General features: G+C 70.2%; 26 protein-coding genes and 4 tRNA genes. 8 read left to right on the top strand and 22 right to left on the bottom strand.

What is annotated here, in order from left to right:
• Window positions 1-589: 589 nt before the first annotated feature.
• From rplL to JK364_RS15355, 8 genes are all read right to left on the bottom strand, one after another.
• Window positions 590-979: a 50S ribosomal protein L7/L12 gene (gene rplL / locus JK364_RS15390; RefSeq protein ID WP_201851640.1), complete on the bottom strand. Its 390-nt coding sequence runs from the start codon at window positions 977-979 to the stop codon at window positions 590-592.
• An 84-nt stretch (window positions 980-1063) separates the two neighbouring features.
• Window positions 1064-1627, bottom strand: a complete 564-nt coding sequence (rplJ, locus tag JK364_RS15385) for a 50S ribosomal protein L10 (RefSeq protein ID WP_037952871.1) — start codon at window positions 1625-1627, stop codon at window positions 1064-1066.
• A gap of 275 nt (window positions 1628-1902) precedes the next feature.
• Window positions 1903-2793 carry an SCO4651 family lipoprotein gene (locus tag JK364_RS15380; protein ID WP_504941609.1) on the bottom strand — a complete coding sequence of 297 codons (891 nt, stop codon included), beginning with the start codon at window positions 2791-2793 and terminating at the stop codon, window positions 1903-1905.
• Window positions 2794-2945: 152 nt separating this feature from the next.
• Entirely contained in the window at window positions 2946-3665 is a 720-nt protein-coding gene (gene rplA, locus JK364_RS15375) for a 50S ribosomal protein L1 (RefSeq protein WP_201851638.1), read from the bottom strand.
• 95 nt (window positions 3666-3760) lie between these two features.
• Entirely contained in the window at window positions 3761-4195 is a 435-nt protein-coding gene (rplK, locus tag JK364_RS15370) for a 50S ribosomal protein L11 (protein WP_020869305.1), read from the bottom strand.
• 180 nt (window positions 4196-4375) lie between these two features.
• The gene (nusG, locus tag JK364_RS15365; RefSeq protein ID WP_201851637.1) at window positions 4376-5233 is read right to left on the bottom strand and encodes a transcription termination/antitermination protein NusG; all 858 of its coding nucleotides are present in this window, start codon (window positions 5231-5233) and stop codon (window positions 4376-4378) included.
• Between the two features lie 83 nt (window positions 5234-5316).
• Entirely contained in the window at window positions 5317-5607 is a 291-nt protein-coding gene (gene secE / locus JK364_RS15360; RefSeq protein ID WP_201851636.1) for a preprotein translocase subunit SecE, read from the bottom strand.
• Window positions 5608-5714: 107 nt separating this feature from the next.
• A tRNA-Trp gene (locus tag JK364_RS15355) sits at window positions 5715-5787 on the bottom strand.
• 181 nt (window positions 5788-5968) lie between these two features.
• On the opposite strand from JK364_RS15355, the gene JK364_RS15350 reads away from it, so the two are divergent.
• Together JK364_RS15350 and JK364_RS15345 are read left to right on the top strand one after the other, a co-directional pair.
• Window positions 5969-7207 carry a pyridoxal phosphate-dependent aminotransferase gene (locus tag JK364_RS15350; RefSeq protein ID WP_201851635.1) on the top strand — a complete coding sequence of 413 codons (1239 nt, stop codon included), beginning with the start codon at window positions 5969-5971 and terminating at the stop codon, window positions 7205-7207.
• A gap of 163 nt (window positions 7208-7370) precedes the next feature.
• Window positions 7371-8384 carry an adenosine deaminase gene (locus JK364_RS15345; RefSeq protein ID WP_201851634.1) on the top strand — a complete coding sequence of 338 codons (1014 nt, stop codon included), beginning with the start codon at window positions 7371-7373 and terminating at the stop codon, window positions 8382-8384.
• A 34-nt stretch (window positions 8385-8418) separates the two neighbouring features.
• Here the strand turns inward: JK364_RS15345 and JK364_RS15340 are convergent, their stop codons facing one another.
• The 6 genes from JK364_RS15340 to JK364_RS15315 form a co-directional block, all read right to left on the bottom strand.
• On the bottom strand, window positions 8419-9474 hold the full coding sequence (locus tag JK364_RS15340) for a UDP-N-acetylmuramate dehydrogenase (protein WP_201851633.1): 1056 nt from the start codon (window positions 9472-9474) through the stop codon (window positions 8419-8421).
• A 165-nt stretch (window positions 9475-9639) separates the two neighbouring features.
• A complete protein-coding gene (locus JK364_RS15335) occupies window positions 9640-10074 on the bottom strand; it encodes a MaoC family dehydratase (protein ID WP_201851632.1) in 435 nt (144 codons plus the stop codon).
• Window positions 10071-10541 (bottom strand): MaoC family dehydratase N-terminal domain-containing protein, encoded by a 471-nt coding sequence (locus JK364_RS15330; RefSeq protein ID WP_201851630.1) that lies wholly within the window; start codon window positions 10539-10541, stop codon window positions 10071-10073. Before JK364_RS15330 ends, JK364_RS15335 begins: the two co-directional genes overlap by 4 nt.
• A gap of 84 nt (window positions 10542-10625) precedes the next feature.
• Window positions 10626-10790, bottom strand: a complete 165-nt coding sequence (gene rpmG, locus JK364_RS15325; RefSeq protein ID WP_009715907.1) for a 50S ribosomal protein L33 — start codon at window positions 10788-10790, stop codon at window positions 10626-10628.
• An 87-nt stretch (window positions 10791-10877) separates the two neighbouring features.
• Window positions 10878-10950 (bottom strand) — tRNA-Met (locus tag JK364_RS15320).
• A gap of 59 nt (window positions 10951-11009) precedes the next feature.
• Window positions 11010-11082: transfer RNA gene (locus JK364_RS15315), tRNA-Thr, on the bottom strand.
• 229 nt (window positions 11083-11311) lie between these two features.
• Between JK364_RS15315 and JK364_RS15310 the strand changes: the two genes are divergently transcribed.
• The gene (locus tag JK364_RS15310) at window positions 11312-12592 is read left to right on the top strand and encodes an amidohydrolase family protein (RefSeq protein WP_201851628.1); all 1281 of its coding nucleotides are present in this window, start codon (window positions 11312-11314) and stop codon (window positions 12590-12592) included.
• A 24-nt stretch (window positions 12593-12616) separates the two neighbouring features.
• On the top strand, window positions 12617-13282 hold the full coding sequence (locus tag JK364_RS15305; protein WP_201851626.1) for an NAD(P)H-binding protein: 666 nt from the start codon (window positions 12617-12619) through the stop codon (window positions 13280-13282).
• A 106-nt stretch (window positions 13283-13388) separates the two neighbouring features.
• On the opposite strand, the gene JK364_RS15300 is transcribed toward JK364_RS15305, so the two are convergent.
• The gene (locus tag JK364_RS15300) at window positions 13389-13847 is read right to left on the bottom strand and encodes a DUF3574 domain-containing protein (RefSeq protein ID WP_230991990.1); all 459 of its coding nucleotides are present in this window, start codon (window positions 13845-13847) and stop codon (window positions 13389-13391) included.
• A gap of 326 nt (window positions 13848-14173) precedes the next feature.
• Window positions 14174-15019 carry a DUF1206 domain-containing protein gene (locus tag JK364_RS15295; RefSeq protein WP_372461950.1) on the bottom strand — a complete coding sequence of 282 codons (846 nt, stop codon included), beginning with the start codon at window positions 15017-15019 and terminating at the stop codon, window positions 14174-14176.
• 173 nt (window positions 15020-15192) lie between these two features.
• Between JK364_RS15295 and JK364_RS15290 the strand changes: the two genes are divergently transcribed.
• Together JK364_RS15290 and JK364_RS15285 are read left to right on the top strand one after the other, a co-directional pair.
• Entirely contained in the window at window positions 15193-16422 is a 1230-nt protein-coding gene (locus JK364_RS15290; RefSeq protein WP_201851624.1) for an amidohydrolase family protein, read from the top strand.
• A 101-nt stretch (window positions 16423-16523) separates the two neighbouring features.
• Window positions 16524-16874 (top strand): hypothetical protein, encoded by a 351-nt coding sequence (locus JK364_RS15285; RefSeq protein ID WP_201851623.1) that lies wholly within the window; start codon window positions 16524-16526, stop codon window positions 16872-16874.
• Between the two features lie 150 nt (window positions 16875-17024).
• Here JK364_RS15285 and JK364_RS15280 read toward each other — a convergent pair whose 3' ends face one another.
• Window positions 17025-17474 (bottom strand): MscL family protein, encoded by a 450-nt coding sequence (locus JK364_RS15280; protein ID WP_201851622.1) that lies wholly within the window; start codon window positions 17472-17474, stop codon window positions 17025-17027.
• Between the two features lie 419 nt (window positions 17475-17893).
• Between JK364_RS15280 and JK364_RS15275 the strand changes: the two genes are divergently transcribed.
• Window positions 17894-19405, top strand: coding sequence for a glycoside hydrolase family 30 protein (locus JK364_RS15275; protein WP_201851621.1), 1512 nt, complete (start codon window positions 17894-17896; stop codon window positions 19403-19405).
• Between the two features lie 177 nt (window positions 19406-19582).
• Here JK364_RS15275 and JK364_RS15270 read toward each other — a convergent pair.
• Window positions 19583-19664 (bottom strand) — tRNA-Tyr (locus JK364_RS15270).
• Window positions 19665-19853: 189 nt separating this feature from the next.
• On the opposite strand from JK364_RS15270, the gene JK364_RS15265 reads away from it, so the two are divergent.
• Window positions 19854-20342, top strand: a complete 489-nt coding sequence (locus tag JK364_RS15265) for a YajQ family cyclic di-GMP-binding protein (RefSeq protein WP_037963620.1) — start codon at window positions 19854-19856, stop codon at window positions 20340-20342.
• 87 nt (window positions 20343-20429) lie between these two features.
• Here JK364_RS15265 and JK364_RS15260 read toward each other — a convergent pair whose 3' ends face one another.
• The 4 genes from JK364_RS15260 to JK364_RS15245 all read right to left on the bottom strand — a co-directional run bounded on the left by JK364_RS15260 (window position 20430) and on the right by JK364_RS15245 (window position 25171).
• Window positions 20430-20822 (bottom strand): YccF domain-containing protein, encoded by a 393-nt coding sequence (locus tag JK364_RS15260; RefSeq protein WP_201851620.1) that lies wholly within the window; start codon window positions 20820-20822, stop codon window positions 20430-20432.
• Window positions 20819-21685 (bottom strand): zinc metalloprotease HtpX, encoded by an 867-nt coding sequence (gene htpX / locus JK364_RS15255; RefSeq protein WP_201851619.1) that lies wholly within the window; start codon window positions 21683-21685, stop codon window positions 20819-20821. Before htpX ends, JK364_RS15260 begins: the two co-directional genes overlap by 4 nt.
• A gap of 340 nt (window positions 21686-22025) precedes the next feature.
• On the bottom strand, window positions 22026-23585 hold the full coding sequence (locus JK364_RS15250; RefSeq protein WP_201851617.1) for an NADH-quinone oxidoreductase subunit N: 1560 nt from the start codon (window positions 23583-23585) through the stop codon (window positions 22026-22028).
• Window positions 23582-25171 (bottom strand): complex I subunit 4 family protein, encoded by a 1590-nt coding sequence (locus JK364_RS15245; protein WP_201851615.1) that lies wholly within the window; start codon window positions 25169-25171, stop codon window positions 23582-23584. The genes JK364_RS15250 and JK364_RS15245 overlap by 4 nt, the downstream gene beginning before the upstream one ends.
• Window position 25172 lies beyond the last annotated feature (1 nt).

Below are 25172 nucleotides of genomic sequence, written 5' to 3'. Positions count from 1 at the left end.
GCTCGGACTCACTACGCGCGTACCGGTCCCACCGAGAGCCCATGGATGAAATCCCTGGTCAGGGAGTGTTCATCGGTAGTGCTCGAAGGTAGGTATGCCCCTGGTGACGGGCAGGGAGCAGCTAACAGGCAGCGCAAAGGGTCAGTGTAGCCACTTGGCACACTGATGTCCAGCGCCGAGTTCCTGAGACCGGCAGTGCCAATCTCTCCCTCCGGTGAGGGGCGCGCCCCTCGTTGTCTTCTCACGCCCTGTCGGCAGCCCGCGCTGTCGATGCGCATATCGATACTGCCCGCTCCGCCGACGATCCATGCCTCGGACTTTCGGATCGGTGTGACGTCGCGTCCTGAGAATTGCGCGCTGCGTGCCGTTCGTCAAGGCCCCCCACTCCGGCGAGATCGTCACAGGGCGTGGCGACGGGCAACGAAGATCACCCTACCTCCACAAACCCATAAGGCAATGTAACCGTCACGGGAACGCCGAAGGGCGACCACCCGAACGGGTGATCGCCCCTGGCGTGGAACCGGGCCGCGCCGCCGGGCGTCCTACGGGCGTGTGGCGGCGGGCCGCGAGGTCATCCGACCTCGAGGGGTCACTTGACCTCGACGGAGGCGCCGGCGCCCTTGAGGGACTCGGCGGCCTTCTCGGCGGCGTCCTTGGCGACCTTCTCGAGAACGGGCTTCGGGGCGCCGTCCACGAGGTCCTTGGCCTCCTTCAGACCCAGGGAGGTCAGCTCACGCACGACCTTGATGACCTGGATCTTCTTGTCGCCGGCGCCGGTGAGGATGACGTCGAACTCGTCCTTCTCCTCCTCGGCCTCGGCACCGGCGCCCGGGGCACCCGGGGCGGCGGCGACGACGGCGGCCGGGGCGGCGGCGGTGACGTCGAACTTCTCCTCGAAGGCCTTCACGAACTCGGAGAGCTCGATGAGGGTCATCTCCTCGAACTGCGCGAGCAGGTCGTCCTGGCTGAGCTTCGCCATGGTGGCGGTCCTTCCACTAATTCGGCAGGTGGTGCCGGATGTACATGTCGGCGGGCTTCCGGGCCCGCTGCGACCGGGGCCTGATTACTCGGCGGCCTCGGCCTCGGCGGGAGCCGGGGTGTCGGCACCGCCCTGCTCGGCCTGCTTCTGCCGGAGCGCCTCGGCGGTCCGGACGAACTTCGACAGCGGGGCCTGGAAGAGCGCGGCAGCCTGGGACTGCTTGGCCTTCATCGCACCCGCCAGCTTGGCGAGCAGCACCTCGCGGGACTCGAGGTCCGCGAGCTTCTTGATCTCGTCGGCGGACAGCGCCTTGCCATCAAGGACACCGCCCTTGATGACGAGAGCGGGGTTGTCCTTGGCGAAGTCACGGAGACCCTTCGCCGCCTCGACCGGGTCACCGGTCACGAAGGCGACGGCCGACGAACCCGCGAACAGGTCGTCGAGCTGGTTGATCCCGGCCTCGTTGGCCGCGATCTTGGTCAGCGTGTTCTTCACCACACGGTACTGAGCGTTCTCACCGAGCGAACGGCGCAGCTCCTTCAGCTGCGCGACGGTGAGACCGGTGTACGCGGTTACGAGAGCCGCGTTGGAGTTGCGGAACTTCTCCCGCATCTCGTCGACGGCTGCGACCTTGTCAGGACTCGCCATGAGCCTCGGCCTCCTTCCGGGTGATGAGGACCGCTTCGGTCTGAAGGAAGGAGACTGAGAGAATGCGAAAACGCCCCGGCGCAGGCGCTCGGGGCGTAACTCGACCGGCACGGACCCACGGCCCGTTCGGGAGTTCAACCTCAATCACCTACGCAGGTCGCCCGCAGCTAGCGGATCCTTCAGCCACCGGATCCCTTGCGGGACACGGCGACAACCAGCGGTCTTTGGCTTCTTAAGGAGATTACGCGAACGGGCCGCGGCCAGGCAAATCGGCTCTACTGCTGGAGCATGTCCTGGAAGTCCACGGTGTCCGAGGAGGACGGCTCGGTGACGGTCACACTGGTGCCGTAGTCCGAGTAGAAGACCGTGGAGTCATAGGCGCCGTTGTTGCTCTGCGCCTGCTCACGCTTCTTGACCAGCAGGTTCTCCCCGTCCACCCACAGGTCGATGGTCTCGGTGTCCATACCGGAGGACTCCAGCTGCTTCTGCAGGGCGTCCAGGTCCGACTGGCTGAGCTCCTTGGACTGCATCTTGGCGATCTCGGAGACCTTGACCGTGCCCGTGTAGTGGGTGGCCTTGACGCCCTTCACGTCCTCGCTGCCCACGGCCTTGACCTTGCCCGTGGCGAGCAGCAGCTCCACCGAGCGCGAGGGGTTGTTGTTCTGCATCTGGTCCTTCAGAAAGGCGCCCGAGGGGCCCGCCTTCTGCGCCAGCACGTCGTAGTCGTACTTCACCCAGTGCTTGCCGCCGCCCGCCTGGGCGGCGAACTGGTCGCCCATGTTCAGGAACATGGCGTCGGGGGTGTACTTGGCGTCCATCGGCTTGCCCGCGATCGGGGAGGAGGCGATGGCGCCACCGTTCTGGGTGATGGACATGTTGGCCCGGATGCCGTTGGCCCAGTCCATGTCGCCGGACATCTGCGAGTTCTGCTCGCCCATCTTGGTGGTGCCCTCGACCTTGGCCGAGTTCTTCTTGTCCGTCTGCTGCGAGGCGAGCTTGAGCGCCGCCAGCGGGCTCATCGCGGACTGCCCGGACTTGTCGCCGCCGGTCTTGTCGCCGGCCTTGTCGTCACCGGACTTCTCGCTCCCGCACGCGGTGAGGCCGACCATCAGGACGAGACTTCCAGCGGCTATCGCCCATCGCGCACCGACATGAGTACCGCGCACGGCTTCCCCCTAGTTTTTATTTCTCTTTTACGTCTTGTGCAGGCTGACTCTAGCGGAGGGGGCCGACAACGGAAGACGCCGGGCCCCCGCACCTTCGACGCGGTGCGGGGGCCCGGCGGTTGCACACCATGGTGCGCTGATCAGGGGCTGCCTCAGATGGCGTCTTCCTCGACCAGCAGGTTGCGGGTGCGGTTGGCGTCCAGCGGGATGCCGGGGCCCATCGTGGTGGTCAGGGTCGCCTTCTTGATGTAGCGGCCCTTCGCGGCGGACGGCTTGAGACGGTTGATCTCCTCGAGCGCCGCGGCGTAGTTCTCCACCAGCTTCGTCTCGTCGAACGAGAGCTTGCCGATGATGAAGTGCAGGTTCGAGTGCTTGTCGACGCGGAACTCGATCTTGCCGCCCTTGATCTCCGTGACGGCCTTGGCCACGTCGGGGGTGACGGTGCCGGTCTTCGGGTTCGGCATCAGACCACGCGGACCGAGCACCCGGCCGAGACGGCCGACCTTGCCCATGAGGTCCGGGGTGGCGACGACGGCGTCGAAGTCCAGGCGGCCCTTGGACACCTCGTCGATGAGCTCGTCGGAGCCGACGATGTCGGCGCCCGCGGCCTCCGCGGCCGCAGCACGGTCACCGGTCGCGAAGACCAGGACCCGGGCGGTCTTACCGGTGCCGTGCGGCAGGTTCACGGTGCCGCGGACCATCTGGTCGGCCTTGCGCGGGTCGACGCCCAGGCGCATGGCGACCTCGACGGTCGCGTCGAACTTGGTGGCGGAGGTGTCCTTCGCCAGACGGACGGCCTCGAGCGGGGCGTATGCGCGCTCCCGGTCGATCTTGGCGTCCGCAGCGCGGAGGGTCTTGCTGCGCTTGCTCACTCTTGCTCCTGATGTCTGTGGAGTGCGTGGTCCGGGCCAGCGCTTGGCCCTGCCACAGGTGGCCGCGGGGGCCGTCGGCCCTCGCGCGTGAGGTGTCAGCCCTCGACCGTGATGCCCATGGAGCGGGCGGTGCCGGCGATGATCTTCTCGGCGGCGTCCAGGTCGTTGGCGTTCAGGTCGGGCATCTTGGTGGTGGCGATCTCACGCACCTGGTCGCGGGTGATCTTGGCGACCTTGGTCTTGTGCGGCTCGCCGGAGCCCTTCTCCACGCCCGCGGCCTTGAGGATCAGCTTGGCGGCCGGCGGGGTCTTGGTCACGAAGGTGAAGGAGCGGTCCTCGTAGACCGTGATCTCCACCGGCACGACCATGCCGCGCTGCGACTCGGTCGCGGCGTTGTAGGCCTTGCAGAACTCCATGATGTTGACGCCGTGCTGGCCCAGCGCGGGGCCGACCGGCGGGGCCGGGTTCGCGGCGCCGGCCTGGATCTGGAGCTTGATCAGCCCCGTGACCTTCTTCTTCTTGGGAGGCATGCTCTCTCCGGGTCCTAGTGAGAGGGTGTTCGCCTCCGAACCGGATCATCCGGATGGAGGCATACCGCACAACGATAACGGGTATAGCTGCGCGCCTTAAAACCGAGCAGGTCAGACCGGCTGCAGAAGCCCGTCTGACCTGTCGGAAGTTCTCGTGAAGAGACTCAGTTCTGAAAAGACTCAGTTCTTCTGGATCTGGTCGAAGCTCAGCTCGACCGGTGTCTCCCGGCCGAAGATCTCCACCAGGCCCTTGACCTTCTTCGAGTCGGCGTTGATCTCGTTGATCGTCGCCTGCAAAGTCGCGAACGGACCGTCGGTGACCGTGACCGAGTCGCCCACCTCGAAGTCCAGCACCTGGACCTCGACCTTGCGGCTCGGCGCCGGCACACCGCTCTCCTCGGCGGCGGCCTTGGCGGCCTTCTCCTCGGCCTCGGGGGCGAGCATCTTGACGATCTCGTCCAGGGTCAGCGGGTACGGGTCGTAGGCGTTGCCCACGAAGCCGGTGACGCCCGGGGTGTTGCGGACGACACCCCACGACTCGTTCGTCAGGTCCATCCGGACGAGCACATAGCCGGGCAGCTTGTTCTGCCGGACGTTCTTGCGCTCACCGTTCTTGATCTGGACGATCTCTTCCTCGGGGACCTCGGCCTGGTAGATGAAGTCCTCGACGTTCAGCGAGACGGCACGCTGCTCCAGGTTGGCCTTCACGCGCTTCTCGTAGCCCGCGTAGGTGTGGATCACGTACCACTCACCGGGCAGCCCGCGCAGCTCCTCGCGGAGCGCCTCGACCGGGTCGACGACCTCGGCCTCGGCCTCAACCTCGGGCTCGACCGCGTCGTCCGCCTGGGCCGCCTCGGTCTCGAGGGCGTCTTCGTCCTCGTCCTCGTCCTCGACGTGCAGCGCCTCCTCCTCGGCGGGAACGCCCGCCGCGGCGTCGGCCGCTTCAGCCTGGTCGGAGTCCGCCGCCTCGACGATGTCGAGCTCGTCCTCACGGGACTCGACGGGCTCGGCGGCGTCGTTCACGTTCGGGTCAGACACTGTGGCTGCTTCTTCCTGGCTTCAAAGGGGTGGAACGTGCGAAAGAGGCGACGCCGGGACAGCGGTCGCCTTTCGCGAGGGTCTCAGCCAAAGACGTACTTGATGGCGTTGTTGAACCCATAGTCAATCACGGTCACGATGCCAATCATGATGACGACGAAAACGATCACCACGCTGGTATACGTCGACAGCTGGTTGCGCGTCGGCCAGACGACCTTCCGCAGCTCAGCGATGATCTGGCGGTAGAAAAGCGCGAGCCGGCCGAAGGGCCCCTTCTTCGCGCGTTTGCCACCACGACGACCCCGCTTGGCCGTCTCCTCATCCTCGGGACGGCCGCTCTCAGGCGTCGCGGTGGAGCCAAGGGCTTCCGTCACTCGTCCTCACCTGAATCCGGGTCGTGGCCGTGCCGCGTCCGGCCCGGCCGCACAGCGGTGCTTGTCCTTGCGTACGCATGCACGCACCCTCATCACAGTGCGTGTAGCAGGGCCGGAGGGACTTGAACCCCCAACCGCTGGTTTTGGAGACCAGTGCTCTACCAATTGAGCTACGACCCTTTGCGGCACTCCCAACCTACCGCATACATCCGGCTGCACGGAGTGTGCGGTCGGATCCGGCTGTTGATCGGCCAACGACGAGTGAGTGTACGTGCTTGACGGCCGGGCGTCGAACGAGAAGCGCGCGAAGTCTCCGCAAACCCGTGTGCCACCCATTTCGCCCGTCTGCGACGATGCATCTATGACCGCTGCTACTCCCCCCGTACAGTCCCCGACCGACCGGCGGGTATCGGCCCGGATCGGCTCGATCTCCGAGTCCGCGACCCTCGCCGTCGACGCCAAGGCCAAGGCCCTCAAGGCCGCGGGCCGTCCGGTGATCGGCTTCGGCGCCGGTGAGCCCGACTTCGCCACGCCCGACTACATCGTCGACGCCGCGGCCGCGGCCTGCCGCGACCCGAAGTACCACCGCTACACCCCGGCCGGCGGCCTCCCCGAGCTCAAGGCCGCGATCGCCGCGAAGACGCTGCGTGACAGCGGGTACGAGGTCGAGGCGGCCCAGATCCTGGTGACCAACGGCGGCAAGCAGGCGATCTACGAGGCGTTCGCCGCGATCCTGGACCCGGGCGACGAGGTCATCGTCCCCGCGCCCTACTGGACCACCTACCCGGAGTCGATCCGGCTGGCCGGCGGTGTCCCGGTGGAGGTCGTCGCCGATGAGACGACCGGCTACCGGGTCTCCGTCGAGCAGCTGGAGGCGGCCCGCACCGAGAACACCAAGGTGCTGCTCTTCGTTTCCCCCTCGAACCCCACCGGCGCGGTCTACAGCCGTGAGCAGGTCGAGGCGATCGGCCGCTGGGCCGCCGACAACGGGCTGTGGGTGCTGACCGACGAGATCTACGAGCACCTGGTCTACGGCGACGCGGAGTTCCACTCGCTGCCGGTCGTGGTGCCCGAGCTGCGCGACAAGTGCATCGTGGTCAACGGTGTCGCCAAGACGTACGCGATGACCGGCTGGCGGGTGGGCTGGGTCATCGGCCCCAAGGACGTCGTCAAGGCCGCGACCAACCTCCAGTCGCACGCCACCTCCAATGTGAGCAATGTCGCTCAGGTCGCCGCCCTGACCGCCGTCTCGGGCGACCTCGACGCGGTGGCCAAGATGCGCGAGGCGTTCGACCGCCGCCGCCGCACCATCGTGCGGATGCTGAACGAGATCGACGGCGTCGAGTGCCCGGAGCCGGAGGGCGCCTTCTACGCCTACCCCTCGGTCAAGGGGCTGCTCGGCAAGGAGATCTGCGGCAAGCGGCCGCGGACCACCGTCGAGCTGGCCGAGATCATCCTGGAGGAGGCCGAGGTCGCGGTGGTGCCGGGCGAGGCGTTCGGCACCCCGGGCTATCTGCGGCTGTCCTACGCGCTGGGCGACGAGGACCTCGTCGAGGGCGTCTCCCGGCTACAGAAGCTGCTGGGCGAGGCGGCCGCGTAAGGCGGCTGGCTTTCGTACGCACGACCCGAACGCGCGATCCGTAAGGACGACGCGGAACGGGCCGGAGTCCGCGGAGGCGGATTCCGGCCCGTTCCGCGTGCGCGCGCCGCCCCGTTCGGGGAAAGCGGTACCGGCGGGTCCGGACGTGCGGCAGTATCTGCAGATGGCACGCGATGTACTCCTGCTCCCCAAAGCGCATCTGCATCTTCACTTCACCGGCTCCATGCGCCCCGCGACCCTCCTGGAACTCGCCGACAAGTACGGCGTCCATCTCCCCGAGGCACTGAGCGGCGGTGAGCCGCCGAAGCTGCGCGCCACCGATGAGCGCGGCTGGTTCCGCTTCCAGCGGCTGTACGACATCGCACGCTCCTGTCTGCGGGAGGCCGACGACATCCGGCGGCTGGTGCGCGAGGCGGCCCAGGAGGACGTGCGGGACGGGGCCCAGTGGCTGGAGATCCAGGTCGACCCCACCTCGTACGCCCCGCGTCTGGGCGGGCTGATCCCGGCGATGGAAGTCATCCTGGACGCCGTCGAGAGCGCCTCCGCGGACACCGGACTGGGGATCAGGGTCCTGGTCGCCGCCAACCGCATGAAGCATCCGCTGGAGGCCCGCACCCTCGCCCGGCTCGCGGTGCGCTACGCGGACCGCGGCGTCGTCGGCTTCGGCCTCTCCAACGACGAACGGCGCGGATTCGCCCGCGACTTCGACCGGGCCTTCGCCATCGCCCGGGAGGGCGGACTGCTGGCGGCGCCGCACGGCGGTGAGCTGTCGGGCCCCGGCAGCGTGCGGGACTGCCTGGACGACCTCGGCGCGGCCCGGGTCGGCCACGGGGTGCGCGCGGCGGAGGACCCGCGGCTGCTCGCCAAGCTCGCCGAGCGCCAGGTGACCTGCGAGGTGTGCCCGTCGTCCAACGTGGCGCTCGGGGTCTACGAGAAGCCGGAGGACGTCCCGCTGCGCACGCTGTACGACGCGGGGGTGCCGATGGCGCTCGGGGCGGACGACCCGCTGCTCTTCGGCTCGCGGCTGGCGGCGCAGTACGAGCTGGTGCGCGAGCACCACGGCTTCACGGACGCCGAACTGGCCGAGCTGGCACGTCAGTCGGTGCGCGGCTCGGCCGCGCCTGAGGAGGTCCGGCGGCGGATGCTGGCGGAGATCGACGACTGGCTGGCGGGCTGAACCACAGCGTCACGTGACACCGTGCCGGTGGGTCTCAGATGCTCACGCCGACCGTCACCGGCTCGTTGACCAGCCGGATCCCGAACGCCTCCTCGACCCCGGCCACCACCTCGCGGGCCAGCGCCAGCAGGTCCTCGGTCGTGGCCCGGCCCCGGTTGGTGAGGGCGAGCGTGTGCTTGGTGGAGATCCGGGCCGGGCCGGTGCCGTAGCCCTTGGTGAAGCCCGCCCTGTCGATCAGCCAGGCCGCGGAGGTCTTGATCAGGCCGTCGCCCGCCGGGAAGGCGGGCGGCACGATGTCCGGGCCCAGGCGTTCGGCGACGCGGGCCCGGAAGGCGGCGTGGGTGTCCTGGTCGAGCACCGGGTTGGTGAAGAACGACCCCGCGGACCAGGTGTCGTGGTCCCCGGGGTCGAGCACCATGCCCTTGCCCGCGCGCAGCCCCAGGACGGTCTCGCGGGCGACGGCGGCCGGCACCCGGTCCCCGACCTCGACGCCGAGCACCCGCGCGGTCTCGGCGTACCGGACGGGTGCGGAGAGCCCGCCCGCGTCCTCCAGCTCGAAGCGGACCCGGAGCACCACATGGCGGTCGGGGTCGGCCTTGAAGCGGCTGTGGCGGTAGGAGAAGGCGCAGTCGGCGTTCGGGATCGTGACGACCTCGTCGGCGCGGCGGTCGTAGGCGATCACCTCGGTGATCGTGGCGGAGACCTCCTGGCCGTAGGCGCCGACGTTCTGTATCGGCGTCGCGCCCGCGGAGCCGGGGATTCCGGCGAGGCATTCGATACCCGCGAGCCCCGCCTGGACCGTACGGGCCACGGCGGCCGACCAGTTCTCGCCCGCGGCGAGCTCCAGGCGGGTGCCGTCGAGCGTGACGCCGCTGGTGGCGATGTGCAGGGCGGTGCCGTCGAACCCCTTGTCGGCGATGACCAGATTGCTGCCGCCGCCGATCACCAGCAGCGGGGTCCCGGCCGCGTCGGCCGCCCGGACCGCGGCGATGACCTCGTCGTCGGTCGTGGCCGTGAGCAGCCGGTTGGCCGGTCCGCCGAGACGGAAGGTGGTGAGGGGCGCGAGAGGGGCGTCGTGGAGTTCCTGCACGCGCTCAAGAGTACGGGGGCGCCCCCTGGGCTCCTGGGGCGGCCGCCCCCGGTGTGGGGAGTCCGGGGGCCGGCGGGCCTGCGGGCCGTAAGAGGCTCGGACGGGCCGCACGCGCTCCGGCGTGCTCTCATCCGCCCGGGGGCCGCATCGGGCGCGGTCGGGGGCTCAGACGAGCCGTACCACGGCGCGGGCCCGGCCCAGCACCTTCTGGCCGGCGCTGGTCGCCGTGATGTCGAGGCGCACCGTACGGGCCTCGTCGTCCAGCTTGGCGGTCACCTTGGCGCCGATCTCGATGACCGCGCCCTTGTCGTCGTTGGGGACCACGACCGGCCGGGTGAAGCGGACGCCGTACTCGACGAGGGCGCCGGGGTCGCCGGCCCACTCGGTCACCACCCGGGCCGCCTGGGCCATGGTGTAGGCGCCGTGCGCGATGACGTCGGGGAGACCGACCTCTCTGGCGAACTTCTCGTTCCAGTGGATCGGGTTGAAGTCGCCCGACGCGCCCGCGTAGCGCACGAGGTCGGCGCGGTTCACCCGGAACTCGCGCGTCGGCACCTCGGTGCCGACCTCCACGGCGTCATACGAGATCTTGGCCGTCATCTGCTCTCCTCCACCTCTGCGTCAGCGGCGCGGGCCACCAGCGTCGTGAACGACGTCGCTACATGATCACCCGCCTCGTCGTGGACCTCGCCGCGGACGGACAGGATGTCGTTCCCGGCCAGCGACTTGATCGAGTCGATGATCGAGGTGACCCTCAGGCGGTCCCCCGCGCGGACCGGGCGGGTGTACTCGAACCGCTGGTCGCCGTGGACCACCCGGCTGTAGTCCAGTCCCAGCTGGGGGTCCTCGACAACCTGCTTCCCGGCCGCCTTGAAGGTGATCGTGAAGATGAACGTCGGCGGAGCGATCACATCGGGGTAGCCGAGGTCCCGGGCCGCCCCGGGGTCGGTGTAGACCGGATTGGTGTCACCGAGGGACTCGGCGAATTCCCGGATCTTCTCCCGGCCGACCTCGTACGCGGCGGTGGGCGGGTAGGTCCGCCCCACGAAGGACTGGTCGAGCGCCATCGGCGCACACCTCCTGCGATTGAATTACCAACGAAACGAGGCCGCCCCCCGCGAGTGGGGGCGGCCTCGAATGAGAGTTTATTGCTATCGCGTCTCACGGTGCGCGGTGTGCGCGTTGCAACGCGGGCAGTGCTTCTTGATCTCAAGACGATCCGGGTCGTTGCGCCGGTTCTTCTTGGTGATGTAGTTCCGCTCCTTGCACTCCACGCAGGCCAGCGTGATCTTCGGGCGGACGTCGGTGGCAGCCACGTGAGTGCTCCTTGACGAACAGGCTAGGGGATGAACGCAGAAAGAGTAGCCGATCGAAGGACCGACCCCACAATCGGCTACTGTCAGTAGCGGTGACCGGACTTGAACCGGTGACACAGCGATTATGAGCCGCTTGCTCTACCGACTGAGCTACACCGCTGTGATGCGAGTGACTCCCCGCTCAACCAGCGTAGCGGAACGAGAAGCCTCACACATCAGAGCCCCAATACGGAATCGAACCGTAGACCTTCTCCTTACCATGGAGACGCTCTGCCGACTGAGCTATTGGGGCGAGCGATGAAGACATTACACGGTCGGCCGCCGAAGGTGAAATCCGTATCGGCCCCTCGTCACCCTGGACTCATGCACCACACCGGTACGACTATTCGGCTCCTCCACGAGGCCGCCCCCACCTCGTCCTAGGCTTCGCTTCGCACCCGCGTGATCTTGGCTGCGCACGCACTCCGACGCGTGCCCGGCGCGTCACCCGTCGCGTGCCCGGCGCGAATCCCAGGAGCGCGATGCCCGAGAGCCAGCAGCAGCCGCAACAGCCGCCCAGGAACGGCGGAGCGGCCCCCGGCGAGCCCACCGCCCTGGTGCTCGGCGGCGTCCGGCTCGCCGACGGGCGCACCGTGGACGTCCGGCTCAGCGGCGGGCGGATCGAGGCCGTGGGCACGGCGGGCAGCCTCGCCCCCGGCACCCGGCTGGACCTCGGCGGCTATCTGCTGCTGCCCGCCCCCGCCGAACCCCACGCCCACTGCGACACCGCCCTTACGGCCGACATGGCGGGGCCGGTCCCGTACGCCCCCGTGGACGTCCAGCGCCGCACCGTCGAGGCCGCCCTGCTCCAGCTCGGCCACGGCGCGACGGCGCTGCGCACCCATGTCCGCATCGGCGGGGTGCACGGACTGCGCTCCCTGGACGCGGTCCTGGAGGCCGGCCGGGCGCTGCGCGGGCTCATGGAGCTGAGCGCGGTGGCGGTGCCCCGGGTGCTGACCGGCACCGCCGGGGCGGACGGTCTGGCGATGCTGCGGGACGCGGTGGGGATGGGCGCGTCGGTCATCGGCGGCTGCCCGGACCTCGACCCGGATCCGACCGGCCACGCCGAGGCCGTCCTCGACCTCGCCGCCCGCCACGGGTGCGCCGTCGATCTGCACACGGACAGTGACGACCCGGCCCGGCTCGCCCGGCTCGCGGCGATGGCCGGGGGCCTGCGGCCGGGCGTCACCGTCGGCCCCTGTGGCGGGCTGTCCCGGCTGCCCGCGGAGATGGCGGGGAGAGTCGCCGAGCGGCTGGCGGCGGCCGGGGTGACCGTCGTCTGCCTCCCCCAGGGCGACTGCGCCGGGCTGGAGCACCAGGGCATGCGGGGAGCGCGCATCCGCGCCTGCGCGCCGGTGCGGCTGCTGCGCGCCGCGGGCGTCCGGGTGGCCGCGGGCAGCGGGGCGCTGCGGGACGCGGTGAACCCCGTAGGACGCGGCGATCCCCTGGAGGCCGCCTTTCTGCTGGCGTCCCGGGGCGAGTCGCGGCCCGAGGAGGCCTACGAGGCGGTGTGCGCGCGGGCGCGGGCCGCGATGGGGCTCGCCGAGGTGCGGGTGGAGGCCGGGTTTCCGGCGGAGCTGCTCGCGGTGCGCGGGGACGGCCTCGCGGGGGTGCTGTCGCTCGCGTACAGCAGGGTCGTGGTGCACCGGGGGCGGGTGGTGGCGCGTACCAGCGCGGTGCGGGAGTACTGCGACTCGGCGGCCGCGGCGGCGCTGGACCTGCCCCGGCAGGCGCGGCCGCAGAGCGGCGGCGAGCAACAGTAGGCCGCACGGCGTACGGTCGGGATCATGCGCATTGTCATCGCTGGTGGACATGGACAGATCGCGCTGCGGCTGGAGCGGCTGCTCACCGCGCGCGGAGACGAAGTGGCGGGCATCGTCCGCAAGCCGGAACAGGCGGGCGACCTGCTGGCGTCGGGCACCGAACCGGTCGTCTGCGACCTGGAGTCGGCCTCGCTGGAGGACGTGGTCAAGCATCTGGAGGACGCGGACGCGGCCGTCTTCGCGGCCGGAGCGGGCCCCGGCAGCGGTGTCGCCCGTAAGGACACCGTCGACCACCGGTCGGCGGTGCTCTTCGCGGACGCGGCCGAACGGGCCGGGGCCCGGCGGTTCCTGATCGTCTCCTCGACGGGCGCCTCCCACGAGCCGCCGCCGGACACCGACCCGGTCTTCGCCGCCTATCTGCGCGCCAAGGCCGCGGCGGACGACGACATCCGCGCCCGGGACGGCCTCGACTGGACCGTGCTGCGCCCGGGCCGGCTGACGAACGACCCGGGCACGGGGCGGGTGAAGCTGGCCGAACGCACCGGCCGCGCCGAGATCACCCGTGACGATGTGGCCGCGGTCCTGGTCGCGCTCCTGGACGAGCCCCGTACGGCGGGCCGCACGCTGGAGCTGATCAACGGCGACACGGCGGTGGCGGACGCGGTGGGGGCGGTCGCCGAGCGGGGGTGAGGGGCCGGTCGCCGAGTGGGGTGAGGGGCCGGGCCGGCACGACCGCCTCGGCGGCCGCGGCGGCGCTGGACCTGCCCTGGCCGAGAGGCCGGGCCGGGCCGACCGCTCAGAAGTCCACCCGGGCCGGGGCGTCGGCCCGGGCCACGGACTCTTGGGCGTACTGGCGCTCGTACGCCGTCCGGATCCGTTCGATCCGCGGGTCCTGTGCCCCCGCCTCGGACACCGGGTAGAGCAGGACCACCTCGTACGAGCGCTCCCGCTCGATCGTCCCGTTCTGGTCCCGCCACTGCCCCCGGCCGTCGTGGATCGTCAGACCGGCGGGGAAGCGCGGGGTGATCCGCCGGTCCACGAAGGCCAGGAACTGCTTCTCGGTGACGGGCGGCCCGCCGTCGGGGCGCTCGGTGCCGAAGAAGAGCCGGGTCTCGACGTACGGCTTGCCCCGGCCCACGGCGCCGGAGGCCGCCGCGGCGGGCGGATCGTCCAGCGCGGCGTACGCGGCGACGGGGGTGGCGGCGGCGAGGGCGAAGGCCGCCCCGACGGCGGCGAGACGGACGCGTGGCTTCATGGTCGGCATCGTCCGATCGTCCCGGCGCCGGGGACCCTCGGGAAGGGCGCCTTACGGTGCACATCCGTGCGAGGCGCGGGGCGCGAGGCGCATTCGCGCGAGGCACGAGGCACAACCGCGCGAGGCACAACCGCGAGACGCGGGGCACATCCGCGCGAGGCGCGAGGCACAACCGCGAGACGCGGGCCGCATCCGTGCGAGGCGCCGGGCGCATCCGCGCAAGGGGCGGGGGCTGGCCCGACCCAGTGTCAGGCGGCAGCGGCCCGGCCCGACCCGGTGTCAGGCGGCAGCGGCCCGGCCCGGGGCCATCCGGCCCACGACGTCGTTCAGACCCTGCGCCACCGGGCCATCGCGAACGAGAACACCCCGAAGAGCGCCAGCCCCAGCGCCACCGCGATCAGCAGCCAGGGCCCCGCCGCCGTTCCGGCGAAGGTCCGCAGGGTGTCGTCGATGCCCTTCACCCTGTCCGGGTCGTAGCGCACCGCCGCCGTGAGCGCGAAGCCGCCCGCCACCGCGAACACCGCCCCGCGGGCCACCCCGCCGCAGATCCCGAGCGCGTCCACGGCCCGCCGCGTCCGCCGGGACATCGCGTTCGCCTTGAGGTGCTTGCGGAAGCCGCACCGGATGGCCCGTACCGCGATCCACACCCCCGCCACGGCCACCGCGGTCCCGGCGGCGGCGACCAGCCACCGGCCGTACGGCAGGTCGAGCGCGCGTGCCGTCACGTCCTTCGACTGCCGGTCGCTGGAGCCGCTGCCCTGTTCGCCGGTGGCGAAGGAGAGCACCGAGTACGCGACGACGCCGTAGAAGACCGCGCGGGCCGCCCCCGCCAGCCGCTTCCGTGCCGCGCCCCCGTCCGGCCCCGCGGCCCCGAAGGCCGCCTCGGACAGCCGCCACAGCGCCATGCAGGCCAGCCCGATGCCGACCGCCCAGACCAGCGCCGCGCCGAACGGCTGCTTGGCGAGGATCTGGAGCGCCCCGCCCCGGTCGGCCTGTTCGCCGTGGTGGCCCGAGGCGATGCGCAGCGCCAGGACGCCGATGAGCAGATAGAGCACGCCCCGGGTGGCCAGCCCCCAGCGGGCCGCCGCCTCGATCGCCCGGGTGCCCGCCCGGCGCGGGGTGCGGGTGCGCGTTGCCGAACCCGATCCGCGTGCGATCGACGATGCGTTCACCGTTTCCTCCCCAGTTGTCGCTCATCGTTTGCCCTGGACGTACACGCGGAAACGGGACTTTCTCTTGTTGGTTGAAGCGATCCGCCCTACGCTGCCGCCACCGAATCTGACGAACCGTCAGATCGAAGGAACGGACAGGAACCACCACGAGGAGACCGGGGAGAGATGGCGAGATGACCGGCGAGACGAACGGCACCACCGAGCTGCCCCTGGTCATCAGCGTCGATGACCACGTGATCGAGCCCGCACACCTCTTCGAGACCTGGCTCCCGGCCAAGTACCGGGACCGCGGCCCCAAGCCCCTTACGGCCGGCATCGGCGAACTGGCCTACATCGGCGGCAAGTACAAGTTCACCACCGACCCGGAAGGCCAGCTGACCGACTGGTGGACTTACGAGGGCGACCTCTTCCCCTACAAGCGGATCATCGCCGCCGTCGGCTTCTCCCGCGACGAGATGACCCTCGACGGCATCACCCGCGAGCAGATGCGCCGCGGCTGCTGGGACCCCAAGGACCGGCTCGCCGACATGGACCTGAACCATGTCGAGGCGTCACTGTGCTTCCCGACCTTCCCCCGCTTCTGCGGCCAGACCTTCGCCGAGGCGAAGGACAAGGAGGTCGGGCTGGCGTGCGTCCGCGCGTACAACGACTGGATGGTCGAGGAGTGGTGCGGCGACAGCGGCGGCCGCCTCATCCCGCTCTGTCTGATCCCCCTGTGGGACGTCGACCTCGCCGTGCAGGAGATCCGCCGCAACGCGGCCCGCGGCGTCCGCGCGGTGACCTTCAGCGAGATCCCCACCTACCTCGGGCTCCCCAGCATCCACAGCGGCTACTGGGACCCGTTCTTCGCCGAGTGCGAGGCCACGGGGACGGTCGTGTGCATGCACATCGGCTCCTCCTCCCAGATGCCCGCCGCCTCCCCCGACGCCCCGCCGGCCGTCCAGGCCGCGCTGAGCTTCAACAACGCCATGGCGTCCATGATGGACTTCCTCTTCAGCGGCGTCCTGGTCTCCTTCCCGCGCCTGAAGCTGGCCTACGCCGAGGGCCAGATGGGCTGGATCCCCTACGCCCTGGAGCGCGCCGACGACGTCTGGGAGGAGCACCGCGCCTGGGGCGGCGTCCGCGACCTCATCCCCGAGCCGCCGTCCACGTACTACTACCGGCAGATCTTCTGCTGCTTCTTCCGCGACAAGCACGGGGTCGCCTCGCTGGACACGGTCGGCGTGGACAACGCCACCTTCGAGACCGACTACCCCCACGTCGACTCCACCTGGCCGCACACCCGCCGCATCGCCGCCGAGCATGTGGCCGACCTCTCCCCCGAGACCACGTACAAGATCCTCCGCGGCAACGCGATCCGCATGCTGGAGCTGGACCTCGACCGGGGGCGGCGACGGACGTAGGCGAGCCGGACGTCGTGGCGTAAAAGTCAGTGTCGGGGAGCTGTGCCGCCTGGCAAGATCCGCTACCGACCATGCGCACACAAGTACGTCCAAGGGGGAACATGAAGTTCAGGTCAGCGGTCATCGCGTGCCTGGCCACGTCGGTGGTCGCAGTCGGCCCGGCGGTGACCGCTCACGCGGACGCCAGTCAGGCGAATGCCGGCTGCACATCGAACATGTGCTACTGGTACGGCGACAACTATCACGGGAACATCGTGTCCTCGGGAGTGAACCGAGGCATTTGCTACCGGCCCAACGACCTGGTGGCATCGGCCAAAATCCGGATGTCCCACAAGGTGAGGTTCTGGGCTCTGCCGGGCTGCCGCGGGCAGCACCGCGATCTGGGGCGGGGCAACTATCCCAACATGGATACGAAGATCGGGTTCTCACCCCAGAGTTACCGCAGGGTCTAGCGCCCTTCGAGGGGCCGGCCGGCGCCGGTTGCCCGAACGCCGACGGCCCCTGGCCTCGCCACCGCGCCCAGGGGCCGTCGCGCGCACGCCGCCCGGCGACACCAGGGCACGGCGGCCAGAGGAATACCGCGGCCCCGGACGGGTGCGGGGTCAGGCGGACGGTGCGGCGCCACCACTCGGGCGCGGCTGGGCCGAGCCGCAGTAGCGGCACTTGCGCGCCGCCTCGGGGATGTCCTCGGCGAGGCACTCAGGGCAGGTCTTGAGCGGGCCCGGCTCCCCGAAGACCTCCGCGCCGCGGCGGCGCTGGGTGTACTTGTACGGCACGACGATCAGGAAGTAGATGACCGCCATGAAGATGATGAAGTAGATCAGGGCGGAGATGAACGACCCGATGTTGACGTAGGTCGAGGTGTTCCCCTGGGCGCCGAGCTGCCAGCCCAGCCCGACCGATTTGCCGCCCTGGAGCCGGGCGATGACCGGGTTGATCACGGAGTCGGTGAACGCCTTGATCAGCGTCGAGAACGCCAGCGCTGTGACCAGGCCGACGGCGACAACGATGACATCACCGCGCATGAGGAAGTTCTTGAAGCCCCTGAGCACGATCCGCCCTCTCTGTCCTGATACGGGGGAATCACCACCCTAGGAGCGCCCTTACGGAGCCCGGGGTACGCCACGACGGACGGCCGCCCGTACGGCGGCAGACCCCCGCGCGCGCACGCGAGCGGAAGGCCGACGGTCCACGGGCCGTGACGCGCACTCCGGGGCAGCACTCTCGGGCGCGGGACCACCCTCGGCGGACGGCTTCCCGAATCACTTAAGCCATGCAATGAAATAAGCCCCGCCGCGAGGATTGACGCCCTTCGTCGGGCCTTGAATCATTTAGTCACCGAACATCGTGACCACACCGGTGCTCCGGCGCGAGATGGCCGTGAACACGCCGGTCACCGGGCTCGCCCTTCCCTCCTCACGGCCGTGACCGCACCGGCCGTTCCTGTCCGCACAGGAAGGCATCGACTCTTATGAAATCTGTCAGGCCCATGACAAGACCCACGCCCCGCTCCACCCTGGTGGGCGCCCTCGCCGCGGTCGCCGTGGCCGTCGGCCCCTGGCTGACCGCTCCAGCGGACGCCCAGGCGACCCACACCGGCCCGGCCTCGGCGGGCGAGACCGTCAACGTCTACCTGACCACCACCTCGGGCTCCGACGGCCGCACCGTCGTCAAGGGCCTGGAGCGGCAGACGCCCGTCACGTTCGCGACTGGCGGCGGGGGCAATGTCACGGTCGACGAGTCCCGGACATACCAGGAGTTCTCGGGCGCAGGCGCATCGTTCACGGACACCGCGGCATGGCTGTTCAACAGCAGCGGCGCGCTGAGCCAGGGCACCCGCGACGAGGTGATGCGCAAGCTCTTCTCCCCCACCGACGGCATCGGCGTGAGCTTCCTGCGCAACCCGATGGGCGCCTCCGACCTCGCCCGCTTCGGCTACACCTTCGACGACGTACCGGCCGGACAGACCGACCCCGGCCTCACCAGATTCTCGATCGACCACGACCTGGCCGACGTCCTGCCGCTGACCCAGCGGGCCAGGCAGCTCAACCCGGCCCTGAAGGTCATGGCCTCGCCGTGGACCGCCCCCGCCTGGATGAAGGACAACGACCAGCTCAACCAGGGTTGGCTGGAGGCGCAGTACTACGGCACCTACGCGGACTACTTCGTGAAGTACCTCCACGAGTACAAGAACCGCGGGGTGCCGATCGACTACGTGACCGTGCAGAACGAGCCCACCTGCTGCGGCGGCTACCCGTCGATGCAGTGGAACGGCTCCGGACTCAACTACTTCACCAGGAGCGAGCTGCTGCCCAAGCTGGCGAACGCGGGCCTGAACACCAAGGTGCTCGCCCTCGACTGGAACTGGGACCAGTGGTCGGGCTACGGCGCGCCCGTCGTGGACGACGCCGCCATCCGCGACCACCCCAACTTCGGCGGCATCGCCTGGCACGGCTACGGCGGCGACGTCCGCCAGCAGACGACCGTCCACAGCCAGTACCCCGGCGTGGACGCCTTCGACACCGAGCACTCCGGTGGCACCTGGATCGCCAACCAGCAGAAAGAGGACATGCACAACCTGATCGACTACACCCGCAACTGGGGCAAGAGCTGGATCAAGTGGAGCCTCGCGGTCGACCAGAACAAGGGCCCCCACAACGGCGGCTGCTCCACCTGCACCGGCCTGGTCACCGTGCACAACGGCGACAGCCAGAGCGGCAAGGTCGACTACACCGTCGAGTACTACACGATGGGCCACCTCACGAAGTTCGTGAAGCCGGGCGCCCGCCGCATCGACTCCACCGCCAGCTCGACGGTCCCGAACGTGGCCTGGAAGAACCCCGACGGCTCCAAGACGCTGATCGCCTACAACGACACCGGCGGCCAGCAGACGCTGAAGGCCAACTGGGGCAACCAGTCCTTCACCTACCAGCTCCCCGCCGGAGCCTCCGCCACCTTCACCTGGACCGGCAACCAGTCGTAAGCGCGGCGCCGGTACCCGGACCCGCTCGCAGGGCGATGGCCCCCGACCGCGCCACCGGCCGTATGCGGGCGACGACCGCCGCGGGAGATGGATCGCCTATGGCGGGCGTGATCCCTATCCGCCGACGAGAACGGCCCCTGGCCGCGTTTCCGCAGCTCAGGGGCCGTTTCCCACGTGTGGCGGCGCCAGGATTCGAACCTGGGTAGGCTAAGCCGACGGATTTACAGTCCGCTCCCATTGGCCACTCGGGCACACCGCCTGGGATGTGGCCAGGTGCCCCGCTCTCGCGGTGCTGCTCCCTGGCAACGACGTAAACAATACCTGATGTGCGGGGGTGCTTCGCCACCCGGTTGATCGCCGCTCGATCATGGCCGAGATCGCTAGGCTGGCCGGAGCGGTCCGCTGGGCCGTGCCACTGACGGATCTACGTACGAGGAGCCAACTCAAGATGGCCGACTCCAGTTTCGACATCGTCTCGAAGGTCGAGCGGCAGGAGGTCGACAACGCTCTGAACCAGGCGAGCCGCGAGATCTCCCAGCGTTACGACTTCAAGAACGTCGGCGCCTCGATCGCGTGGTCGGGCGAGCGGATCGAGATGCGAGCCAACTCCGAGGAGCGGGTCAAGGCGATCCTCGACGTCTTCCAGTCCAAGCTGGTCAAGCGGGGGATCTCGCTGAAGGCCCTGGACGCGGGCGAGCCGCAGGCGTCGGGCAAGGAGTACAAGATCTTCGCCTCGCTGCAGGAGGGGATCTCGCAGGAGAACGCGAAGAAGGTCGCCAAGATCATCCGCGATGAGGGGCCCAAGGGTGTCAAGGCGCAGGTGCAGGGCGAGGAGCTGCGGGTGACGTCCAAGAGCCGGGACGATCTGCAGGCCGTGATCGCCCTGATCAAGGGCAAGGACCTGGACTTCGCGGTGCAGTTCGTCAACTACCGGTAGGCGGCGCCCGGACCGGTACGGCAGGGGCGGTACGGCAGGGGCGGTGCGGCAGGGCCGTGCCGCCCCTGGTGTTGTCGGCGCCCCCGGTCAGCGGTGGGCGAAGGGCTGGTCGGTGGGGACGATGTCGACGCCGAGGGGGGCCAGCGAGATCGGGATGAGCTTGAAGTTGGCCAGGCCCAGCGGGATGCCGATGATCGTGAGGCAGAGGGCGACGCCGGTCACGAGGTGGCCGAGCGCCAGCCACCAGCCCGCGAGGATGAGCCAGAGGACATTGCCGACGCAGGAGGGGGCTCCGGCGTCGCGGCGGGGGACGACGGTGCGGCCGAAGGGCCACAGGGCGAAGCCGGCGATGCGCCAGGAGGCGATCGCGAGGGGGATGCCGATGATCGTGAGGAAGAGCAGGACCCCGGCGAGGAGATAGAGGATCGCCATCCAGATGCCGGAGAAGATCAGCCAGATCAGGTTCAGAAGGATTTTCACGGTCGGCGGCCTCCTGCCATCTGCTCGAGGCGGGCGATGCGCTCCCGCATGGGTGGGTGGGTGGAGAAGAGCTTGGCCATGCCCTCACCGGCGCGGAAAGGGTTGGCGATCATCAGGTGGCCGGCGGTCTCCAGACGGGGCTCGGGCGGCAGCGGAAGCTGCTTGGTGCCCGCTTCCAGCTTGCGCAGGGCGCTGGCGAGGGCCAGGGGGTCACCGGTGAGCTGGGCGCCGGAGGCGTCCGCCTCGTACTCGCGGGAGCGGCTCACGGCGAGCTGGATGATGGCCGCCGCGAGCGGGCCCAGGATCATGATCAGCAGCATGCCGAGGAAGCCGGGGCCATCGTCGTCGTCGGACCGGCCCATGGGGATCAGCCAGGCGAAGTTCACCAGGAACATGACGACGCTGGCGAGCGCGCCCGCGATCGAGGAGATCAGGATGTCGCGGTTGTAGACATGGCTGAGCTCATGGCCGATGACCCCGCGCAGCTCGCGCTCGTCCAGCAGCCGCAGGATGCCGTCGGTGCAGCAGACCGCCGCGTTACGGGGGTTGCGGCCGGTGGCGAAGGCGTTGGGGGCCTCGGTCGGGGAGATGTAGAGCCGGGGCATCGGCTGGCGCGCGGCCGTGGAGAGCTCGCGCACCATCCGGTACAGCCCCGGTGCCTCGAACTCGCTGACGGGGCGGGCGCGCATCGCGCGCAGGGCCAGCTTGTCACTGTTCCAGTAGGCGTACGCGTTGGTCCCGAGCGCGACGATCACCGCGATGATCAGTCCGGTACGGCCGAAGAGGCTGCCGATGACGATGATGAGCGCGGACAGACCACCGAGGAGTACGGCGGTCTTCAGCCCGTTGTGCCGGCGGTGCACGGTGTGCCCTCCCGATGTGCCGCAGGGGAACCCTTTGCCTGGTGTCTCCACCTTCCAGTGGACCCTCCTGAAAAAGTCAACGCCAGGCGAAGGGCACCAGTTCCCTTGTGCACATGGGCGCGGACCCGCGGGGCCCGCGGGGCCCGCGGGGGTGCCTACAGCAGGGTGCTCGAGGCGAACCGGAGGACGAGTTGCGGGGCGCGATGCCGACGAACGCGGCGAGGTCTGGGGCGACCGTAAGGCGCGCGCGGCGCGCGGCGGACCGGGCGCGCGGCGCCCGCGAGTGGGGCGGCGCCCGCGAGTGGGGCGGCGCCCGCGAGGACGGTTACGCCGTACGCGGCTACAGCAGGGTGCTCGAGGCGAACCGGAGGACGAGTTGCGGGGCGCCGGAGAGGGCGATGCCGGCGGCCGCGGTGAGGGCGATGGCGGCCGTAAGGGGGACGGCGCGGGGGCGGGTGATGGCCGGCCCGGCGGCGGGCACGGGCTCCGGCTCCGCGGCGGGCTCCGGGGCGCGGAAGAGCACCGTCGTCCACTGGAGGTAGTAGTACAGCGCCACCACCACGTTCAGCGCCATCACCACCGCGAGCCAGCCCAGCCCCGCGTCCACGGCCGCCGAGAAGACGGTCACCTTGGCGAAGAGGCCGATGACGCCCGGGGGCAGCCCGGCCAGGCACAGCAGGAAGAAGCCGAGGGCCAGGGCGGCGGCCGGGCGGGCCGCGTACAGGCCTCGGTAGTCGGTGAGCCGGTTGGCCGGGCTCGTACGGGCCACCAGGGCGGCCACGGCGAAGGCACCGAGGTTCACGACCGCATACATCAGGGCGTACGCGACCGTGGAGCCGATGGCGCGGGACGCGTCCTGGCCGGAGTCGGCGTAACCGGCCGCGGCGATCGGGACCAGCAGATAGCCCGCCTGCGCGACGGAGGACCAGGCGAGCAGCCGTACGGCGCTGAAGGAGCGCTCCGGGCGCTGGCGCAGCGCCGCGGCGTTCCCCGCGGTCATGGTGAGGGCGGCCAGGACCGCGACGGCCGGGCCCCACACATCGGCGTACGAGGGGAAGGCGAGGACGGTCACCAGGATGAGGCCGGAGAACCCGACCGCCTTACCGACGACGGACAGATACGCCGCGACGGGCACCGGCGCGCCGACGTAGGTGTCGGGCACCCAGAAGTGGAAGGGCACGGCGGCGGTCTTGAAGGCGAAGCCGACCAGGGTGAGCACGGCGCCCGCCTGGGCGAGCGTGTCCAGCCGCGGGTCGACATGGGTCAGGGCGTCGGCGATCCGGGACAGGTGGAGGCTGCCGGTCGCGGCGTAGACGAAGCTGACGCCGAGCAGCATCACGGCGGTCGCGGTGACCGAGGAGAGGAAGAACTTCAGCGCGGCCTCGGAGGAGAGGCGGTCGCCGCGGCGCAGGCCCACGAGGGCGAAGGCCGGGAGCGAGGCCACTTCGAGGGCGATGACCAGGGTGGCCAGATCGCGGGAGGCGGGCAGCAGGGCGGCCCCGGCGGCGGAGGACAGCAGCAGGAACCAGAACTCGCCCGCGGGGAGTTTGAGGTCGTCGAGAGAGCTGAAGGACAACAGCGCGGTGAGCAGCGCCCCGCCGAGCACCAGGAACTGGATGACGAGCGCGAACGTGTCGGCCGTATAGCTGCACGCGTGGGCGCCGCTGGTCAGGCAGAAGGTGGAGCGGTCGCCGTCCAGCAGCGGCAGCAGGGCGAGCGCGGCCAGGGCCAGTCCCGCTATCGCTCCCCAGCCCAGCAGGTGCTTCCTGCGCTCGGGCAGGAAGAGGTCCGCGACGAGGACGGCGAGGCCGGCCAGGGCCGCGATGGTGGGCGGTGCGACGGCGAGCCAGTCGACGGACTGGACGAGGCTCGTGGCGAGGCTCGAGGCGTTCGGAGTCATCGGGTGCCTCCCGCGAGGAGCTGCTGCACGGCCGGGTCGGTGAGGCCGAGGAGGGCCGCGGGCCACAGTCCGGCGAGGACGGTGAGGGCCACCAGGGGGCTCCAGGCGGCGAATTCATGGCCGTGGACGTCGGCCAGGGCGGGCCGCTGGGCCTCGGTCCCGGTGCCGGGCTCGATCGGATGGTCGCCCATGCAGACGCGCCGTACGACGATGAGCATGTAGGCGGCGGTGAGCAGGGTGCCGAAGGCGGCGAACGCCATATAGGTGAGATACGCCGGGCGGCTGAGCCCGTCGGCGGGGTCGAAGGCGCCGAACATGGCGAGCATCTCGCCCCAGAACCCGGCGAGTCCGGGCAGCCCCAGGGAGGCCACGGCGCCGAAGGCGAGCAGTCCGCCCAGGCGCGGCGCCCTGCCGTACAGGGCGGCGCCGCTGGTGCCCGCGAGCTGGTCGAGGTCGGTGGTGCCGGAGCGGTCCTTGAGTGCGCCGACGAGGAAGAAGAGCAGTCCGGTGATCAGGCCGTGGGCGATGTTGGCGAAGAGCGCGCCGTTCACCCCGGTGGGGGTGAGGGTCGCGATGCCCAGCAGCACGAAGCCCATATGGCCGACGGAGGAGTAGGCGATCAGGCGCTTGAGATCGCCCTTGGCGCCGGTGCGGGCCAGAGCCAGGCAGGCGAGGGATCCGTAGATGATGCCGACCACGGCGAACGCGGCGAGGTAGGGCGCGTAGGTGTGGGCCGCGTCGGGGGTCATCGGCAGCACGATCCGGACGAGGCCGTACGTGCCCATCTTGAGCAGCACGCCCGCCAGCAGCACCGAGCCCACGGTGGGGGCGGCGGTGTGGGCGTCGGGCAGCCAGCTGTGCAGCGGCCACATCGGGGCCTTGACGGCGAGTCCGACGATGATGGCGAGGGCCGCGATGAGCTGGGTGGTGTGGCTGAGCTTCGCGCCGTTGTCAGTGGCGAGTGCCACCATGTCGAAGGTGCCGCCCTTGAGCCCGACGAGGAGGAGGCCGAGCAGCATGACGACGGAGCCGAGCAGCGTGTAGAGGATGAACCGCCAGGCGGCGCGCTCTCGTTCGGCGCCTCCCCACCGGTTGATGAGGAAGTACATCGGGATGAGGACCATCTCGAACGCCAGGAAGAACAGCATCAGGTCCAGCACCGCGAAGCTGGCCAGGGTGCCGGACTCCAGGAGGAGCAGCAGCGCGACGAAGGCCTTGGGGGACGGCCCGGAGGGCCGGTTGAAGTAGGCGTAGAGCGCGCTGAGGAAGGTCAGCAGCGCGGTCAGCACGAGCAGCGGCAGCGAGACGCCGTCCACGCCGAGGTGGATGCGGATGTCCAGGGCCGGGATCCAGCCGATGTCGGTCTGGGCCTGCATCCTGGCCGGGTGGTCGTGGTCGAATCCGGCGGCCAGGGCGATGGCGGCGGCGAGCACCACACCGGTGACGGTCACGCCGTGGCGCATGACGGCCTGGTCGGGCCCACGGCCGCGCAGCCCGGGCGGGGCCGGGAGCAGGGCGGCGACGGAGCCGAGCAGGGGGAGCACGACCACGGCGGCGAGGAGGAGTTGCTGGACGGTGTGGTTCACG

It is taken from the genome of Streptomyces endocoffeicus (genome assembly GCF_016741935.1).
In the GTDB taxonomy this organism is placed as follows: Bacteria; Actinomycetota; Actinomycetes; order Streptomycetales; family Streptomycetaceae; genus Streptomyces; species Streptomyces endocoffeicus.
This window is presented reverse-complemented; position numbering and strand designations above follow the sequence as displayed.

Bases quoted from the DNA above. Each gene is read 5' to 3' on its own strand.
- JK364_RS15300 (WP_230991990.1), bottom strand. From the start codon at position 13,847: ATGAAGCCACGCGTCCGTCTCGCCGCCGTCGGGGCGGCCTTCGCCCTC.
- JK364_RS15275 (WP_201851621.1), top strand. From the start codon at position 17,894: ATGAAATCTGTCAGGCCCATGACAAGACCCACGCCCCGCTCCACCCTG.
- JK364_RS15290 (WP_201851624.1), top strand. From the start codon at position 15,193: ATGACCGGCGAGACGAACGGCACCACCGAGCTGCCCCTGGTCATCAGC.
- JK364_RS15265 (WP_037963620.1), top strand. From the start codon at position 19,854: ATGGCCGACTCCAGTTTCGACATCGTCTCGAAGGTCGAGCGGCAGGAG.
- JK364_RS15305 (WP_201851626.1), top strand. From the start codon at position 12,617: ATGCGCATTGTCATCGCTGGTGGACATGGACAGATCGCGCTGCGGCTG.
- JK364_RS15345 (WP_201851634.1), top strand. From the start codon at position 7,371: ATGGCACGCGATGTACTCCTGCTCCCCAAAGCGCATCTGCATCTTCAC.
- JK364_RS15285 (WP_201851623.1), top strand. From the start codon at position 16,524: ATGAAGTTCAGGTCAGCGGTCATCGCGTGCCTGGCCACGTCGGTGGTC.
- rplL (WP_201851640.1), bottom strand. From the start codon at position 979: ATGGCGAAGCTCAGCCAGGACGACCTGCTCGCGCAGTTCGAGGAGATG.
- JK364_RS15310 (WP_201851628.1), top strand. From the start codon at position 11,312: ATGCCCGAGAGCCAGCAGCAGCCGCAACAGCCGCCCAGGAACGGCGGA.
- rplJ (WP_037952871.1), bottom strand. From the start codon at position 1,627: ATGGCGAGTCCTGACAAGGTCGCAGCCGTCGACGAGATGCGGGAGAAG.
- JK364_RS15330 (WP_201851630.1), bottom strand. From the start codon at position 10,541: ATGGCGCTCGACCAGTCCTTCGTGGGGCGGACCTACCCGCCCACCGCC.
- JK364_RS15350 (WP_201851635.1), top strand. From the start codon at position 5,969: ATGACCGCTGCTACTCCCCCCGTACAGTCCCCGACCGACCGGCGGGTA.
- rplK (WP_020869305.1), bottom strand. From the start codon at position 4,195: ATGCCTCCCAAGAAGAAGAAGGTCACGGGGCTGATCAAGCTCCAGATC.
- JK364_RS15335 (WP_201851632.1), bottom strand. From the start codon at position 10,074: ATGACGGCCAAGATCTCGTATGACGCCGTGGAGGTCGGCACCGAGGTG.
- JK364_RS15250 (WP_201851617.1), bottom strand. From the start codon at position 23,585: ATGACTCCGAACGCCTCGAGCCTCGCCACGAGCCTCGTCCAGTCCGTC.